The organism is Rhodococcus sp. Q (genome assembly GCF_005503035.1).
Classification (GTDB): Bacteria; Actinomycetota; Actinomycetes; order Mycobacteriales; family Mycobacteriaceae; genus Rhodococcus_G.
Window position 1 is genome coordinate 21,833 of the sequence record NZ_SCOY01000006.1, and the last position, 16,348, is coordinate 38,180.

The following is a 16,348-nucleotide window of genomic DNA, read 5'->3' on the forward strand; positions in this document are numbered from 1 at the left end:
CGCGTGTCATTCCGTCCGGACCTCGTGAACCCGTGCCGTCGGGAGCTCCCACACCCCGGCCCGCCACGGTGCCGGAACACGCCGAGGTCCTGGTCGTCGGCGCAGGTCCGGCCGGATCGGCGGCGGCCGCGTGGGCGGCCCGCACCGGCCGCGGAGTGGTACTGGCCGACGCCGCGACGTTTCCCCGGGACAAGACCTGCGGCGACGGGCTGACACCTCGGGCGATCGCCGAACTCGAACACCTCGGTCTCGGCGACTGGCTCTCGGGCGGACCGGTGAACCGTGGCCTCCGGCTGACCGGCTTCGGGCAGCAGCTGCAACTGCCGTGGCCGGGGGGTTCGCTCCCCTCGACCGGGAGCGCGGTACCTCGCGTCGAGCTCGACGATCGCATCCGCCGGGTCGCGGTCGACGCGGGCGCGACGATGCTGCAGGGCGCGAAGGCCGTCGACGTCCAGCGCGACGGCGGGAGGGTGCGCGCGGTGACATTCACGACCTCCGACGGTCCGCGCACCGTGCGGTGCGAGCACCTGATCGTGGCCGACGGTGTGCGGTCCACACTCGGTAAGCAGTTGGGCAGGCAGTGGCACCGGGACACCGCCTACGGCGTCGCGGCCCGCGCGTACGTCGACTCCGGTCGCAGCGACGACGAGTGGATCACGTCTCATCTCGAGCTGCGCGACGCGGCGGACACGCTGCAGTCCGGCTACGGCTGGGTGTTTCCCCTCGGGTCGGGCCGGGTCAACATCGGCGTCGGGACGCTCGCGACCGCGGCACGTCCGGCGCCGGGCGCTCTGCGTCCGCTGATCGAGCTCTACGCGAGTGCGCGCCGCCACGAGTGGCAGTTGGACGGCGAGATCCGGTCCGTCGCGTCGGCACTGCTCCCGATGGGCGGCGCGGTGTCCGGGGTCGCGGGCCGGAACTGGGCGTTGATCGGGGACGCGGCAGCGTGCGTGAACCCCCTCAACGGCGAGGGCATCGACTACGGCCTCGAGACCGGCCGGATGGTGTCGGATCTGCTGGGGGCGGGTGACCTGACCGACCTGTGGCCGCAGGTGTTGCGGGAACGCTACGGCCGCGCCTTCTCCATCGCCCGCAGGCTGGCCGGGCTTCTCACCGTGCCGCGCGTGCTGCCCACGAGCGGGCCCGTCGCGATGCGGTCGAGGGCGCTCATGACGGTCGCCGTTCGGGTGATGGGAAATCTGGTGACGGACGCCGACGCCGACCTCACCGCTCGGGCGTGGCGGGCAGCCGGCGCGTCGTCCCTTCGACTCGACGCGCGGCCGCCGTTCAGCTGAGCCCGAAGACGGGGAACCGCCCGACGACCGATTCGTGTTCGAAGACGACACGCGCGCCTCGCGGTTCACGGCCACAGGATTCGATCGACGCGTAGATCCACGGCCCCTCGTCGAGTTCGACGATCGCGATGGTGAGCGGTTCGAGACCTCGGTTGCCGCTCCCGGACGCCGCGGGGTCGAGTCGGGTCCATGACACCACCGTGCCGCGACCGGTCGAGGGCACCCATTCGAGGTCGCCGCCGCAGTCTCGGCACACCCACACCTCGGGCGCGAACAGCGTCGCGCAGCAGACGCAGGATCGGAGCATGAAGGCGGTCGCCAGCGGCCGGGTCACGTGGTCGATGCTCATGCCGACACCAGTTCCCCCGACCGCGCCAGCACTCTCTGCACGGTGTCGCCGAATCGGACGGGATCGCTGATCGGCCAGCAGTGCTTCCCACGGACCATCATCACGTTCGGTTCGCCGAGCGCCGCGCGCATGGACGCGAAGCTGGCCTCGGGGATGACGGTGTCGCCGGTTCCCCACAGGAGTGTCACGGGCAGTTGCCGCCGTGCGAGAACTTCGAGTTCGGGTCGCAGGTCGGCGGTGCGAGCGAGGTGCCCGGCCCGCCAGACTGCCATGGGGTCACGGATCACGTTCGGGAGCGCGACACCGGCGATCGCGCCGACGACCTGACCGACCGAGCGGGAGCCGAGGGCATCAGCAGGCAGGTGGAGCATCCAGTCCCAGATCGGGCGTTCGTGGATCGGGCGGTCGACGCCCTCGGACAGCCAGCGTGCCCCTCCGACGGAGTTGACGAGGACCAGTTCGTCGACGTGATCGGGCAGGTCGTGTGCGGTGCGGACACCGACGCCGCCTCCGAAGGAGTGGCCGACGACGGTGACACGGCCGCGGATGCCGACGGCGTCGACGAAACGTCCCACCCACTGCGCGTAGCCGTCGATGGTCCGTTCCCCGACCGGGAGTTCGGGGGTGCCACCGAAGCCGGGCATGGCGGGCGCGTACACGCGGACCCCGCGGTGGGCCAGCTCGTGGAGTGCCGTGCGATAGGTGGCGGGGCCGAGCCCCCAGCCGTGCAGGAACAGGACGGGCCTGCCGTGCCCACCGACTGCGTAGTCCACCGTGGTGCGGCCCATCTGGACCTGCCGCCAGCGAACGTCGTGACTCGGGCGGAGCACGGTGGCCTGCGGCGATGAGGGGGCGGACTGGTGCATCGGATACCTCGGATTCACAACGGCACAGCGACGGTTCAACAGGTGGTTGAGACCTTCATCACAGTGCCGGGTGGAACCCGAATGCACGACGGCCGAACTACGGGGTTATGTACCTGTTTTCGGTAACGGGTACGTGGCGGGAGAACAAACGAGAGGTCACGCTGTCACAACTGGTGAGGACTACTCATCATCATGAGCCTGAATAGACAGGTGCGCCTGCTGCTCGACGACCCACGCTGCGATCTGGGCACGGGAGTTGAAGCCGAGTTTCGACAGGACGTGCTCGACGTGTCCCTGCGCGGTCCGCTGCGAGATGACCAGTTTCGCGGCGATGGCCTTGTTGGTCAGCCCCTGCGACACCAGATCGGCGACCTGCTGCTCGCGACGGGTGAGCGAGACCATGTCGGGTGTCTGCACGGCCTGGGCCTGCTGCTCCCCCAGTACATAGGCGAACGTCTCCTCGGCAGAGAGGCCGCGGCCCTGCCGGAACGCCGCCTCGAACACGGCGTCCGCGAGCGCGTCCCGAGTCCGCTTCTCCGCCTCCTCGTGATGGACGAGAACGTTCGGAACCAGGACGGTGGGGCTGCCGACCGACTCCGCGCGGGACTGGACGGCTCCCATCAGCACCGCCGCCCGTCGGTACCGTCCGTCCGCGGCCGCGATCCACGCGAGCACCTCGGTGCACGAACTGCTGCCGAGAGGATCGTCGACGACACGGGCGAGTCGCAGCGCCTGCTCCAGCAGATCCGTCGCGCCGACGGGATCGTCGGACCAGCAGCTCAGTGCCAGCGCGAGAAGCGAGTACTCACGGAGCGCGGACTCGCCGTGTTCCTCGGTGATCTCGAGAATCTCCTCGTGGTAGGCGATCGCCCTGTCCTCGTCACCGCTCACGCCGGTGGCAACGGCGATCCCGACCAGTGCGGTCGTCAACCGGAAGAGATCCCCTGAGCGGCGGTACCGGGCGATGGCGTACTCGAACTGCGGGATGGCCTCGACCAGACGGCCGGCGAACAGTGCGACCGATGCCGACGCGAGACACGAGATCAGGTCGGCGTCGGAATCGCCCAGAGCTGCTGCCAGCGCTCGGCCGCGAGCGGACAACGCCTCGGCGCGTCGCAGGTCGCCCTGGGTTCCCGCGAGCACGCAGTCGACGGAGATCGCCCGGATCCGGTTCCGTTCGGGACTGTCCAGTTCCACCTCGAGGAGCCGGTCCAGCCAGTGCCTGCCCTCGGTCGACATCCCGCGGCACAACCAGTACGGGTACAGGGCGACGCCCATCTGTAGACCGGCGTCCGCCTCCCCCGACTCGGCCACACAGAAGGTCAGTGCGTCCCGCAGGTTCGGCTGCTCCCGATCGAGTCGCCGGATCAGCTCGACCTGCCGCGGTCCGATCCAGTTCTCCTCGGCGGATTTCGCGAGGGAGGCGTACCAGTCGCGATGCCTGCGTTGCTGTGCGGTGAACTCTCCCGCCTCGATCAGCTTGTCCCGGCCGTACTCGCGGAGCGTCTCGAGCATCCGATACCGCACTCCCTCCCCGGCGTCCTCCCGGATCAGGATCGACTTGTCGACCAGCGACGCGACTCCGTCGAGCAGTTCCAGCGACGGCACCTCGCCGCCGCAGACCCCTTCGGCCGCGTCCAGCTCGAAACCGCCCGCGAACACCGAGAGCCTGCGCCAGAGCACCTGGTCTGCGGTGGTGCACAGTTCGTGGCTCCAGTCGATGCTCATCCGCAGCGATTGTTGCCGGGTCGGGGCACCGCGACTGCCCTTGGTCAGCAGCTCGTAGCGGTCGGTGAGGCGGTCGAGTATCTGTTCGGCCGACATCGCCCGGAGACGGACCGCCGCCAGTTCGATCGGCAGCGGCAACCCGTCGAGCCGCTGGCAGATCGCGGCGACCGCGCCCATGTTCTCTTCCGTCAGCTCGAATCCGGGTACCGCCGACCTGGCGCGCTCGACGAACAGCGACACGGCCTCGTATCGGGGCAGGCCCTGGAGCTGCGTCCTCTCCGGGTCGGGGACGGTGAGCGAGGGAACCCGGAGGACGGTCTCGGCGCCGATCGCGAGCGGTTCCCGGCTGGTCGCGAGGATCCTCAGGTCCGGGCACACCCGGAGCAGCGCCTCGGCGAGGCGAGCGACCGCGTCGATCAGGTGCTCACAGTTGTCGAGGACAAGGAGCGCGGTGCGGTTGGTCAGGTGGTCGGTCAGCATCGTCAGCGGCGGCAGCCCCGGCTGTTCGCGCAGTCCGATCGCGGCCGCGACCGTTGCCGCCACCAGGTCGGGGTCGTGCAGTTCTCCCAGTTCGACGAGCCAGACGCCATCGGTGAAGGCGCGACGGGAGTCCTCGGCCACCCGCAGTGCGAGTCGGGTCTTCCCGACGCCACCGATCCCCGTCAAGGTGACCAGGCGCGACGTCGTCAACGCATGCCTGGCTTCGGTGAGTTCGCGACGCCGACCGACGAAACTGGTCAGCTCTTGCGGCAGATTCCCCCAGGTCACACGACCGGTGGACTCCTTCATGCTCGTGCCTTCCCTCGTCCCCTCGGAGCGCCCCGACTGCGCTCCCAGCGTTACCGGCGGGCTCGATGCAGTGCGACGATCCCACCGGTCAGGTTGCGCCACTGTACGTCTCGCCACCCCGCCGCCTCAATCGCTAGGGCCAACTCCTCCTGCCGGGGCCAGGCCCGGATGGATTCGGCGAGGTAGACGTACGCGTCCGGATTGGAACTGACGGCCTGCGCGACCCGGGGCAGGGCCCGCATCAGGTACTCCATGTAGACGGTTCGGAAGGGCCCGAACGTCGGTGTGGAGAACTCGCTGACGACGAGCCTGCCGCCCGGTTTGGTGACACGGGCGATCTCACGAAGCCCCGCTTCGAAGTCGGAGACGTTGCGCAGCCCGAACGAGATGGTCGCGGCGTCGAAGACGCCGTCCGCGTACGGCAGCGACATCGCGTCGCCCGCGACCATGGGAACTCGGCGCGACACGCCCGCCTTCAACATGCCCTTGGAGAAGTCGGTGGCAACGACCCAGGCGCCGGAGCGGCCGAGCTCGACGGTCGAGACGCCGGTACCCGCGGCCAGATCGAGGACCCGCTCGCCGGGCTGGAGGTCGAGCGCCTCGCGCGTCGCCTTCCGCCAGCCGCGGTCCTGCCCGAACGACAGGACCGTGTTCGTCAGGTCGTAGCGCTTCGCGACCCCGTCGAACATCGACGCGACCTCGTGCGGTTCCTTCTCGAGCGAGGCCCTGGTGCTGTTCTGTGCTGCCACACCGCAACCGTACAGGCGCGGTGGCTCACGCCGTCCGGCGCGCCGGTGCGGGCGGCGGACCGATCACCTGCTCGTAGTGTCCGAGCAGTTCGGTGCACACGGCAGGCCAGGTCCGGCCGAGGACGGATCGGCGGGCGGTGATCCCGAATCGGGCCCGGAGCAGCGGGTCCCGCAGTGCCGCGACCACGCTCGGGAGCTGGTCGGTGAAGCTGTCGACGGGCAGTCGGTAGCCGTTGCGGCAGTGCTCGATCAGGTCGCGGGGCCCGCCCGCGTCGGGTCCGACGACGGGGACACCGCTGGCCAGCGCCTCCTGGACGGCCTGGCAGAACGTCTCGTGTTCCCCGGGATGAACGAAGACGTCGAGGCTGGCGTACGCGCGAGCGAGGTCGTCGCCGCCGAGTTGACCGGTGAACACCGCGGACGGCAGGTCGCGGGCGAGGCGTTCGCGTTCCGGTCCGTCGCCGACGATCACCAGCTGGACGGCGGGGGCGGCCGCCAGGACGGCGAGCCGTTCGACGTGCTTCTCCGGCGCGAGCCTGCCGACGAATCCGACGATCATGCGGTTGCCGGTCGGATCCCAGCTCGCGCGCAGGGCCACGTCGCGCCGGCCGGGCGCGAACCGGATGGTGTCGACTCCGCGCCCCCACCGGTGCACCCGCGGGACGCCGCGGGCGATCAGGTCGTCGGCTGCGGCGGTCGAGGGAGCGAGGGTGCGGGCGGCGCCGCGGTGCAGTCGCCGGGTCCAGCTCCAGGCGGCGCGGCTGGTCGGCCCGAGGCCGTAGCTGCGGGCGAATCCGGCGACATCGGTCTGGTAGACCGCGACGGCAGGCACCGAGAGCCGGTGCGCGGCGGCCAGTCCGCCCGCTCCGAGGACGAACGGGGACGCCAGGTGCACGACGTCGGGATCGAAGTCGCGGAGCGCGCCCAGCATCGACGGCTGCGGAATCCCGACAGGAAGCGAACTGACGCGGGGCACCATGATCGCGGGCACCCGGTGCACGGGAACGCCCTCGTGGACGGTTGGTGCAGGTGGCCCCGACCGGGACCGCCCGCCGGGGACTCCCGGCGCCACGATCATCGTGGGGTGTCCCGCTCGGCGGAGATGCTCGACCACCCGGACGACGGAGTGGCTGACCCCGTTGACGTTCGGCAGGAACGATTCGGCGACGACGGCTACGCGCACGACTCCGAGTGTGCGCGCCACGCACGACGGGTCGGGGCGCGGCGGGTGACGGTGCCGCGAACACCGGGCGACGAGTGGGTTGCCCTATCCGGCGACGTCGGCGTCCGGTACGGCGGCAGCACGACGGCGCACGTACCACAAGGTCGGCGCCGCGAGCAGCCACGTCACGACGATGACGGACCCCGCGGGGACCAGTGCCACCCGCACGTCACGGCCCGACACCCGGACGAGGTCGGGGTCGGCGCGGGCGTACTCGACGTCGATGCGCTGTCCGACGGTCAGGTTGGTCGGGTACAGGACCCCGAGGCGCGGGTTGTGCGTGATGCCGTCGGGGGTGACGAAGCTGACCGCCGATCGCAGCGCTCCCGCGGACAGCACCTCCGCGGTCGCAACGCCCTTGTCGGAGTTGATGGTGTGGTCGTTGCGCCATGCGGCGAGCACGAGGAGCACGGCCAGGACGGAGACCGACACCGCGACGATCAGTACCCCCCTGGTGACGCGGCGCGCGGCCACCTCCGTCACAGCTGCGCCCGGACGGCGGCGTGCAGTTCACGCAGACCCGACCGCTCGGTCGTGACCTCCAGGACACGGATGCCGCGACCGAAGGGATGTGCCAGTTCGGTCGCGAGTTGATCGGGCGTGACGTGGTGGTGTTCGACGCGGTACGCGGCACACAGCGCCGACAGATCCATGCCGTGCGGGGTCCCGAAGATCCGTTCGAAGACGCCCGCGTACTGCGGGTCGCCCTGTTCGAGGAGCTCGAAGATGCCGCCACCGTCGTCGTTGGCGACGACGATCGTGAGGTCCTTCGGTCGCGGTTCGCCGGACCCGATCAGCAGCCCGGAGGCGTCGTGGAGGAAGGTCAGGTCACCCATCAACGCGATGGTCCGGCCGCCCCCGGACGCGTCGGCGGCGAGGGCGGCGCCGACAGCGGTCGAGACCGTTCCGTCGATCCCCGCGACGCCGCGGTTCGACAGCACCCGCACCCCCGGCCGCGGATGGCCGACGAGGGCCGCGTCGCGGACGGGGTTGGACGCACCGAGCAGGAGTTGGTCACCGTCTGCCAGCGCGTCGGTCACGACGGCGGCGACGTGCAGCCCCGTCGGGGTCGCGTGCGCGGAGAGCTGCTGCCGCACGGCCTTGTCCGCGTGTTCGGTCAGGTGCCTGCAGCGTTCGAGCCACGCCTGACTCGGCGCGCCCCGCACGACAGCGCGGGTTCCGGTGGCGAGGACGTTCCCGGAGACGTCGGGCCAGCGGGGGCCGGTCGTCAGCGCGTACACGGCCACTCGGGGGTCGGCGAGCAGCGCCGACACCGGGCGGTGCAGCGTCGGCCTGCCGGTGATGATCGCCTGCCGCGGATTGAGCTGCGGCAGCGCGAGCGGATGAAGGGCCACCCCGTGCAGCGGCGCCGTCGGCTCGGCAACGGTCGGGAGTCCGGCCAGTTCGGGGCGGTGCGCGGCGCCGTGCCCGGAGATGACGACGGTGTCCGGAGTGAGATCGATCTCGAGCGGCACGTCCAGGGTCGCGTGCTCGGTGGTCGTCCACGCGGAGCCGTCGGGCCTGCCCTCCGGAACCGGCCCCTGCGGGTGGGCGTCGGGGACGAGGGGTTCGCGCAGGGGGATGTCGAAGTGCACAGGTCCGGCATTACCGGAACGGGTGCCGCGAGCGGCGGCGAGCACCCGGCACACCGCGGAGCGCCACTGACTGTTCTGGTCCAGGCGGTCCTCGGCGAGCCCGAGGCTGATGGTCGCGCGGACCTGGGTGCCGAACAGACCGAGTTGCTCGATGGTCTGGTTGGCGCCGGTGCCGAGCATCTCGTAGGGCCGATTCGCGGACAGCACCACCAGGGGCACGCGTGCGTAGTTGGCTTCGAGGACGGCGGGTCCGAGGTTGGCGACAGCGGTGCCCGAGGTCATGACGACCGGCACCGGGCGTCCCGCCGACACCGCGAGTCCGACGGCGAGGAATCCGGCGGTGCGCTCGTCGATCCGCAGGTGCAGCCGGATCCGCCCCGCGGCGTCGGCGGCCTGCAGCGCGAACGCGAGCGGGGCATTGCGCGACCCCGGGCACAGCACCACCTCCCGCACCCCACCTCGAATCAGTTCGTCGACGACTGCGGCGGCCTGCGCGGTGGACGGATTCACGGTGTCCAGGGTGTCAGACGTTTCGGCGGGGGTGCCGGTCGGCTGGCACCATGTGCCGATGCGCACCGTCTTCCCCGCCGACGAGGTTTCGACGAACCGGATGTACGCACTGCTCACCGCGTCGGTGGTGCCACGGCCCATCGCTTGGGTGTCGACGTGCGCGGTGGACGGCACCGCGAATCTGGCGCCGTACAGCTTCTTCACGGTCGCATCGGTGTCGCCGGCAGTCGTGCAGTTCACGTCCGTGACCCGCAAGGACAGTCTCCGCAACATCGAGGCGACCGGGGAGTTCGTGGTGAACCTGGCGTCGGCGCCGCTGATCGACCGGGTGAACGCGACGTCGGCGCTGTTCCCGTCCGACGTCGACGAGTTCGCGGCGGTCGGGCTGACCGCGGAACCGAGTTCGCTGGTCGTGCCGCCGCGGGTCGCCGAGTCGCCCGTCGCGATCGAGTGCGGGCTGCATCGGGTGATCGAGGTCGGGAACAGTTTCGTCGTGATGGGTGAGGTGCGGGCGATCGCGGTGCGTCCCGAGTGTCTGGCGGAGGACGGGTTGCCGGAGTTCGCGGCGATCGCGCCGCTGAGCCGACTCGGGCGAACCGAGTGGGGTCTGCCGCCGCAGGTTCGGGTGCTGGAGCGTCCGGGACAGCCGTGACACCACCGCCAGGTGAAGTTAGCCTTACCTCAATAAACGGCAACTTCCGAGGACGGATACATGGCCAAGCGCCCCAAGTACGTCAGGCCCGAACACCGCGAGTTCCTCCGCGCGACGGTGGCGGGCAGCAAGCAGATCAGCCCGCACTTCGTGCGGGTGACGGTCGCGGGCGAGGATCTGCGCTCACTGACCCCGCTGGGCAATGATCACTGGTTCCGCCTGTTCATTCCCACCCCCGACCAGGACGAGCTCCGACTGCCGACGGCGACGGGAAATCTGCTCTGGTACGCGCAGTACCTGGCGATGAGCAAGGCGTCCCGGCCGATCGTGCGCAACTACACGATCCGCGCGTTCCGGCCTGCGGAGAAGGCGTTGTTCGGGAACACCCCGGAGATCGACATCGACTTCGTGTGCCACGGGTCGGGCGACGACGCGGGCCCGGCGTCGAACTGGGCGCAGGCGGTGTCGGTCGGCGACGAGTTGGCGCTGCTCGACGAGGGACTCATCCACAACCCACTACCCGAGGCGAGGCGGTTCCTGCTGGTCGGTGACGAGAGTGCACTCCCGGCGATCGCGGGCATCCTGGAGTCGGCGACCCCGGACATCACCGGCGATGTGTTCCTGGAGATTCCGTCGGCCGACGACGAGCAGGAGCTCACGGTTCCCGACGGGGTGACACTGACCTGGCTGCCGCGGTCGGATCCGCATGCACGGCCGGGCGAGCTGGCACTGGAGGCGGTCCAGGCGGCCGAGTTGGCGCAGCTGCCGGACTACGTGTTCGTGGCGGGCGAGCAGGCCCTGGCGGCCGGAGTGCGACGGCACCTGGTCAACGATCGTGGCGTCCCGAAGGCGGACGTCGTGTTCACCGGTTTCTGGCGTCACGGCCGCGCGGCAGGCTGAGGCGCCTGCGGCGCTCGTGCGCGGTGTGCGCGTCCAAGGACTCGCACACCGCGCACGAGCAGCAGAGCTGCCTAGTTGGCGTGCTTCTCGACGAGCGTTCCGAGGCGCGGCAGCGCCTCGACGACGTTCTTCTTCGCCGACGGACGCAGCGAGGAGTAGACCTTCTTGACCGCGGCCTTGCTGGTGCCCTCGATCTTCTCGTCGGTGACGCCGAGCAGCGCGTCCGCGACCTCGTCGCCGCGCGCGACCAGGAAGTCACCGAAGCCGGCGCCGCCCACGGTCCGGTAGTCCTGCCAGAACGGCTCGAGACGAGTGACGAAGCTCGGCAGCAGGCCCTCGACGGCCTCGGGAACGATCGCCGGTCCGACCTTCTTCACGGCACCGTAGCCGCCCTTGAGCGCGAGACCCGATGCGCCCGACTTGTCCGAAACCTCGGCGTCGATGAGCTCCTGGACGTCCGCGACGACGGCGGGCAGCCGCGCCGGGTCGAGCAGGGTTTCGTTCAGTGCTGCAACCACTTTCAATGCCTCCGAGTTTTGCGTGAATGTCGAGCGCGACCTTATACGACCGCCCGACACCATCATCAACTCCAGTCACCACCATCACAGCAGCCACGTTGGTCACTCGGTGCACCATTCGCTGACCAGCAATTTCACAGCGCATTCACAGCAGAGCATGACATCGGGCCATCCGGTCGAGCCACCAGGCAGTCCGCTCCGGCGTCGCCGCGAGCGCGGCGAGTCGGTCGGGGTCCGGCGTCACCGCAGCGACCGCGAGTTCCCCGTTCGACATCGCACGCGCTGCCGCGATGTCCGCGTCGAAAAACCCTCCGGTTCCCAGCCCACATGCCAGGTCGAGGACCGGGAGGGCCGCCGCCGCGGACAGCCCCGCTCCGATCCCGACAGCGGTGTCCAGCGCGCTCGACACGACCACCTTCGCCCCGCGGCCGGCGAGCTCCTCAGCGAGCCGCACCACCGCCCGCATGCCGCCGAGCGGCGCGACCTTGACGACCGCGACGTCGGCGGCTCCCGCCCGCACGACGCGCAGCGGGTCGTCGGCGCGGCGGATGCTCTCGTCGGCGGCGATGGGCACCGCGACGCCCCGTTCCGCGAGTCGGCGACGCAACTCGACGAGCTCCTCGACGGTCGCGCAGGGCTGCTCCGCGTACTGCAGTGCGCCGTCCGCAGTCAGGGCTGCCAACGCCTGCACGGCGTCGTCGACCGTCCAACCGCCGTTGGCATCGACACGCACGTGGTCGACGTGCTCGCGGACGGCAACGACGCGGGCGACGTCGTCGGCGAGGGTCTGCCCCTTCTCCGCGACCTTCACCTTCGCGGTGCGGGCACCGGGAAACCGGGCGAGGATCTCGGGCACCCGCGCAGCCGCGATGGCCGGGACGGTGGCGTTGACGGGGATCGACGTCCGCAGAGGTGTGGGCGGACCCTCCCAGGCGCTCTCGATCGCCGACCGCAGCCAGGCCGCGGACTCGACGTCGTCGTACTCGGGGAACGGCGCGAACTCGCCCCACCCCGCGGGACCGCGCAGCAGCAGCGCCTCACGAACCGTGATGCCGCGGAAACGAACCCGCATCGGCAGGGCGACCACGGTCGCGGTGGCGCGCAGTTCGTCCAGGGACGGCACGGTCAGGGTTGCCCGGGGAGCAGCACGACCATCAGCGCCTCGGCGTCGGCGAGCAGGGTCCCGTCGGCGTCGGTGAGGCGCGCCGAGACGAAGGTCTTGCGTCCGTCGACGCTGTCGACCCTCCCCTCGACGAAGAGTTCCGTCTCGATGGGGGTGATCTTGCGGTAGTTCACGTGCAGGTAGGCGGTCCGGCTGATCGGCCTGCCCGCGGCGTGGGTGACCATCCCGAACAGGTCGTCGAACAGCAGGGGAAGGACGCCGCCGTGGGCGGCACCGTTGCCGCCCATGTGATACCGACGGAAGACGCCACTGGCGCGTACCCCGTCCGCTCCGAATCGCTGAGCCTCCCACGGCAGCATCAGGAGACTGCCTCGGCCGGGCAGGGCGATGGACCGTCCGGACGGCGACCGGCCTTCGGGCACCCGGTACTGCCCCAGCAGCGCGGCGAGGGCCTCGGCCTGTTCGGCCGCTCGCTCGATGACGTCCTGCGGCGGCGCGGTGGACACGGCCAGGTCCTGGACGACGCGCAATGCCTCGACGAGCCTGCCGAAGTGCGGGCCACCGTTGTCGGGGTCGGCCCGGTACACCGGGAATCCACCGTGCTTCTCGTAGTCGCCGTCCCGCTCGGTCTGCTCGCTCATGTCCTGCACGGTAATCCCCGGCCGCATCGCCGCGCGCAAGGTCAGTGCGCGTCGGCCTATCCTTGGCGTCCGTGACCTTCAATCCCCAGCTGTGGCGCCCCGTCCCCGGGTTCGAGAACCTGACCGACATCACTTACCACCGGCATGTCACCGAGGGTGTCGTCCGGGTGGCGTTCGACCGGCCCGAAGTGCGCAACGCGTTCCGCCCGCACACCGTCGACGAGCTGTACCAGGCACTCGACCACGCCCGCATGACGTCGGACGTGGGCTGCGTGCTCCTCACCGGCAACGGTCCCAGCCCGAAGGACGGCGGCTGGGCGTTCTGCTCGGGTGGCGATCAGCGGATCCGCGGCCGCAGCGGCTACCAGTATGCGGACGGGGAAACGGCCGACACCGTCGACAAGGCCCGCGCTGGGCGCCTGCACATCCTCGAGGTCCAGCGGCTGATCCGCTTCATGCCTAAGGTCGTCATCGCCCTCGTCAACGGCTGGGCCGCGGGCGGCGGACACAGCCTGCACGTCACCTGCGACCTCACGCTGGCTTCACGCGAGCACGCCCGCTTCAAGCAGACCGACGCCGACGTCGGCAGCTTCGACGGCGGCTACGGCAGCGCCTACCTCGCAAAGATGGTCGGCCAGAAGTTCGCCCGCGAGATCTTCTTCCTCGGCGACACCTACACCGCCGAGGACATGCACCACATGGGCGCCGTGAACCGGGTCGTCGACCACGCCGAACTCGAGAACGTCGCCATCGAGTGGGCAACCAAGATCAACGCCAAGTCCCCGCAGGCGCAGCGGATGCTCAAGTACGCCTTCAACCTGCAGGACGACGGCCTGGTCGGCCAGCAGCTGTTCGCGGGCGAGGCGACGCGGATGGCCTACATGACCGACGAGGCCGTCGAGGGCCGGGACTCGTTCCTCGAGAAGCGCGACCCCGACTGGTCGCCGTACCCCTGGTACTTCTGAGCGGCTCGCGGCCGAGCACACACCCTTTCCCGCGTCCACACGGGTTCTGCACGCACAGAAGTCCTGCGCGTACATCAGAACCCGTGTGGACGCCGGGAGCCGGCGCTACCGCGTGAGTCCCAACGCCCGCTCCAGCGTCGGCCACGCCTTGGGCAGCTGGTCCTTCCAGTACGCCCAGGCGTGCACCCCACGCGCCTCGTACTCGACGGTTGCGGGAATGCCGAGATCACGCAGCTTCTGGTCGAGGCGCTTGGTGCAGCGGTTCGCGACGGCCTCGATGGCGCCGCCGACGACGATCCGTTCGAGATCGGTGCCCGGCCCCTCGTACCGGCCGGCGAGGCCGGTGGCCACCGACATGTAGATCGGCTTGCCGCGCAACGCTTCCGCGTGCCGCACGGAGTCGTGTGCTTCCCAGCCCGATCCGCCCGGCGAACCCCACACGTTCCGGATGTCGCCGCCCCGGGAGGAGACCGTGAACTGTGTGCTCAGCCGGCCGACGTCGTCGGTCGTCGAGTAGCAGCCGCTGAACACCGCGATCCCCCGGTACAGGTCGGGGCGCCGATGGGCGAGCATCATCGCGCCCTGCGCACCCATCGAGTTGCCCGCGATCGCGTTGACGCCGTTGGTCTTCAACCGTGCGTCGATGAGCGGCGGCAACTCCTCGGTGATGAAGGTTTCCCACTTGTGTACGCCGAGGTTCTTGTCGGGGCTGTCCCAGTCGGTGTACAGGCTGGCGACGCCGCCGTTGGTCATCACCACGTTGACGTTCTTGTCGGCGAAGAACTTCGGGGCGTCGGTCATGTACATCCAGCCGGACTGGTCCTCACCGCCGCCGACCCCTTCGAGCATGTACAGCGTCGGCCGCGGCGCGCTCGTGTCGGCGGGGAGCAGCACGTCGACGCCCACCACCCGGCGCAGGGACGGCGACGCCACCAGGAAACGCTTGACCTGTGGGGAGGTGACGGTCTCACCGACGATCTCCGGCACGACGATGTCGTCACGCAGCGGGGGCAGCGGCCCCGGATCGTCCTGCCAGACTTCGGGCACCGTCGACCCTGACGTGACACTGCCGGCATCCATGCTGCCGAAACCCGAACTGCCCGAGCTCGCACTGCCGCTCGACGCGGGTTCCGCCACGGCGTGGCCCGCCCCGGCGAACACCGCGACCGCGGCGAGCGATGCCGCCGCCCATGACGTCCGACGTCCCACCCTGCGCATCAAAGTCCCCTCCCAGATCCCCATGTCGTCGTCGGCAGAAGGTTTGGCGAGCGCGGAACGCGGACCCCGTGCACGTGCGCTGCCACACCGACAGGCGCACGCTACCGGCCCCCGGAACCTACGCCGGGCGTACGGTCGAGGTGCCCACCGTTACGTGGCGAGTGTCACAGTGTGACGACTTTGGAAGTCGGGATCGGGTGCGAGTCGGCCTTGATCCAGCGCATCGCCCAGGTGCCCTCGGCGTGGCCGTCGGTGTTGATCCAGTTGCCGAAACCCGGGTCCTTCGCCGACACCACGATGGTCAGCGTGCCGTCGTCGTTCAGCTTCGCGGTGTGGTTGTTGATGTAGATGTTCGTCCGGTGGTAGTCGAGGGACTCCACCCAGAAGTTCTGCAGCACGAAGTTGTAGTACTCGCAGTTCGGGACCTCGGTCTCGATGACCCACGCCTCGTCCTCGGCGAGCTTCCAGTACCCGTGGAAGTAGAAGATCGTCGGATCGCCGCCGGCCTTCTGGAACTGCTCCTGCCCGCGGTCGAATATCTCGTTGGGCTGCGGCATGAAGTCGCGCGACCACTCGAGGAACGTGGCGGCCGAGCCCTTCAGCATGCCGATCGCCCGGTCCAGTCGCCCGCCCAGCTCGTCCTCGGTGAGCGGAACGAATTCGCCGTCGGGGTCGAGGCATTCGATGGACAGCTCGCCGGGCACCTCGGCGCGCCGGTCCGCGTAGGTCTGCCGCACGGAGATGAGGTTGCTGTCCGGTGCGAGCGGCAGCCACGCGCCCTCGGCGGGCTCGTCCACGCTCGCGATGAACTGGAAGCGTCCGTTCTCGTCGACCTCGAGGTCGTGGATGTGCAGGTCACCGGTCTGCAGCATGGTGCCGTCGATGTGGTAGCGGTTGACCCGCGAACCGAAGGTGATCAGCGGGATCGTGCCCCGGGTTCCGGTGATCCGGTACGTGTACTTCCCGGAGATGTTGGCGCGCATGTAGATGTTGTCCGGATTGTCGGCGCCGATCTTGGTCATCATGTTGGGGTTCGGCGCGGACGTGAACTGCGGCCAGCGCGGGTCGGTGTACTCGACGCAGTTGATCGTCGCGTAGCGCAGCAGGCGCGACAGGTAGCGCACGCCCTCGGCCTGCGTCAGGGGATCCTGCGGCACGATCGGGTCCGACAGGATGTTCCCGACCTCGAGCAGGTCGGTGCAGAATTTTTCCCAGGTGGCGTTCATCG

General features: G+C 69.9%; 16 protein-coding genes. 4 read left to right on the top strand and 12 right to left on the bottom strand.

The genetic code is table 11. The annotated features are described in order from the left end of the window. The first annotated feature begins 32 nt into the window (after positions 1-32). Positions 33-1,295 carry a geranylgeranyl reductase family protein gene (locus tag FFS72_RS08530; RefSeq protein ID WP_137873709.1) on the top strand — a complete coding sequence of 421 codons (1,263 nt, stop codon included), beginning with the start codon at positions 33-35 and terminating at the stop codon, positions 1,293-1,295. Here FFS72_RS08530 and FFS72_RS08535 read toward each other — a convergent pair. The 7 genes from FFS72_RS08535 to menD form a co-directional block, all read right to left on the bottom strand. Next, positions 1,288-1,644, bottom strand: a complete 357-nt coding sequence (locus FFS72_RS08535) for a Zn-ribbon domain-containing OB-fold protein (RefSeq protein WP_137873538.1) — start codon at positions 1,642-1,644, stop codon at positions 1,288-1,290. The two genes, FFS72_RS08530 and FFS72_RS08535, sit on opposite strands and share 8 nt — an antisense overlap. Continuing rightward, positions 1,641-2,510, bottom strand: a complete 870-nt coding sequence (locus FFS72_RS08540; protein ID WP_137873539.1) for an alpha/beta fold hydrolase — start codon at positions 2,508-2,510, stop codon at positions 1,641-1,643. Before FFS72_RS08540 ends, FFS72_RS08535 begins: the two co-directional genes overlap by 4 nt. A 180-nt stretch (positions 2,511-2,690) precedes the next feature. After that, the gene (locus FFS72_RS08545; protein WP_137873540.1) at positions 2,691-5,027 is read right to left on the bottom strand and encodes an ATP-binding protein; all 2,337 of its coding nucleotides are present in this window, start codon (positions 5,025-5,027) and stop codon (positions 2,691-2,693) included. A 50-nt stretch (positions 5,028-5,077) separates the two neighbouring features. Then, on the bottom strand, positions 5,078-5,776 hold the full coding sequence (locus FFS72_RS08550; protein ID WP_137873541.1) for a demethylmenaquinone methyltransferase: 699 nt from the start codon (positions 5,774-5,776) through the stop codon (positions 5,078-5,080). A gap of 25 nt (positions 5,777-5,801) precedes the next feature. Next, positions 5,802-6,959 (bottom strand): glycosyltransferase family 4 protein, encoded by a 1,158-nt coding sequence (locus FFS72_RS08555; protein ID WP_137873542.1) that lies wholly within the window; start codon positions 6,957-6,959, stop codon positions 5,802-5,804. A gap of 84 nt (positions 6,960-7,043) precedes the next feature. Next, positions 7,044-7,481, bottom strand: coding sequence for a DUF3592 domain-containing protein (locus tag FFS72_RS08560; RefSeq protein ID WP_137873543.1), 438 nt, complete (start codon positions 7,479-7,481; stop codon positions 7,044-7,046). Beyond that, positions 7,478-9,103, bottom strand: a complete 1,626-nt coding sequence (gene menD, locus FFS72_RS08565; RefSeq protein WP_137873544.1) for a 2-succinyl-5-enolpyruvyl-6-hydroxy-3-cyclohexene-1-carboxylic-acid synthase — start codon at positions 9,101-9,103, stop codon at positions 7,478-7,480. Before menD ends, FFS72_RS08560 begins: the two co-directional genes overlap by 4 nt. A gap of 58 nt (positions 9,104-9,161) precedes the next feature. Here menD and FFS72_RS08570 point away from each other — a divergent pair, with 58 nt between their 5' ends. Together FFS72_RS08570 and FFS72_RS08575 are read left to right on the top strand one after the other, a co-directional pair. Further along, positions 9,162-9,755: a flavin reductase family protein gene (locus FFS72_RS08570; protein WP_137873545.1), complete on the top strand. Its 594-nt coding sequence runs from the start codon at positions 9,162-9,164 to the stop codon at positions 9,753-9,755. A 60-nt stretch (positions 9,756-9,815) separates the two neighbouring features. Further along, entirely contained in the window at positions 9,816-10,655 is an 840-nt protein-coding gene (locus FFS72_RS08575) for a siderophore-interacting protein (RefSeq protein ID WP_137873546.1), read from the top strand. Between the two features lie 71 nt (positions 10,656-10,726). Here the strand turns inward: FFS72_RS08575 and FFS72_RS08580 are convergent, their stop codons facing one another. From FFS72_RS08580 to FFS72_RS08590, 3 genes are all read right to left on the bottom strand, one after another. Continuing rightward, entirely contained in the window at positions 10,727-11,173 is a 447-nt protein-coding gene (locus FFS72_RS08580) for a DUF6918 family protein (RefSeq protein WP_137873547.1), read from the bottom strand. Between the two features lie 145 nt (positions 11,174-11,318). Further along, the gene (locus tag FFS72_RS08585; RefSeq protein WP_171018611.1) at positions 11,319-12,302 is read right to left on the bottom strand and encodes an o-succinylbenzoate synthase; all 984 of its coding nucleotides are present in this window, start codon (positions 12,300-12,302) and stop codon (positions 11,319-11,321) included. Beyond that, a complete protein-coding gene (locus FFS72_RS08590) occupies positions 12,299-12,937 on the bottom strand; it encodes a PaaI family thioesterase (RefSeq protein WP_137873548.1) in 639 nt (212 codons plus the stop codon). The genes FFS72_RS08585 and FFS72_RS08590 overlap by 4 nt, the downstream gene beginning before the upstream one ends. Positions 12,938-13,008: 71 nt before the next feature. Between FFS72_RS08590 and FFS72_RS08595 the strand changes: the two genes are divergently transcribed. Further along, complete coding sequence (locus tag FFS72_RS08595) at positions 13,009-13,902, top strand: 1,4-dihydroxy-2-naphthoyl-CoA synthase (RefSeq protein WP_137873549.1); 894 nt, start codon at positions 13,009-13,011, stop codon at positions 13,900-13,902. 105 nt (positions 13,903-14,007) lie between these two features. On the opposite strand, the gene FFS72_RS08600 is transcribed toward FFS72_RS08595, so the two are convergent. Beyond that, entirely contained in the window at positions 14,008-15,120 is a 1,113-nt protein-coding gene (locus FFS72_RS08600) for an alpha/beta hydrolase (RefSeq protein WP_137873550.1), read from the bottom strand. Positions 15,121-15,284: 164 nt separating this feature from the next. Further along, positions 15,285-16,346: a DUF1214 domain-containing protein gene (locus FFS72_RS08605; RefSeq protein WP_137873551.1), complete on the bottom strand. Its 1,062-nt coding sequence runs from the start codon at positions 16,344-16,346 to the stop codon at positions 15,285-15,287. Positions 16,347-16,348 lie beyond the last annotated feature (2 nt).

What these genes read in the sequence shown, in the direction of transcription:
- FFS72_RS08535 (WP_137873538.1), bottom strand. Translation starts at nt 1,644, where the DNA reads ATGAGCATCGACCACGTGACCCGGCCGCTGGCGACCGCCTTCATGCTC.
- FFS72_RS08540 (WP_137873539.1), bottom strand. Translation starts at nt 2,510, where the DNA reads ATGCACCAGTCCGCCCCCTCATCGCCGCAGGCCACCGTGCTCCGCCCG.
- FFS72_RS08545 (WP_137873540.1), bottom strand. Translation starts at nt 5,027, where the DNA reads ATGAAGGAGTCCACCGGTCGTGTGACCTGGGGGAATCTGCCGCAAGAG.
- FFS72_RS08570 (WP_137873545.1), top strand. Translation starts at nt 9,162, where the DNA reads ATGCGCACCGTCTTCCCCGCCGACGAGGTTTCGACGAACCGGATGTAC.
- FFS72_RS08575 (WP_137873546.1), top strand. Translation starts at nt 9,816, where the DNA reads ATGGCCAAGCGCCCCAAGTACGTCAGGCCCGAACACCGCGAGTTCCTC.
- FFS72_RS08590 (WP_137873548.1), bottom strand. Translation starts at nt 12,937, where the DNA reads ATGAGCGAGCAGACCGAGCGGGACGGCGACTACGAGAAGCACGGTGGA.
- FFS72_RS08600 (WP_137873550.1), bottom strand. Translation starts at nt 15,120, where the DNA reads ATGCGCAGGGTGGGACGTCGGACGTCATGGGCGGCGGCATCGCTCGCC.
- FFS72_RS08605 (WP_137873551.1), bottom strand. Translation starts at nt 16,346, where the DNA reads ATGAACGCCACCTGGGAAAAATTCTGCACCGACCTGCTCGAGGTCGGG.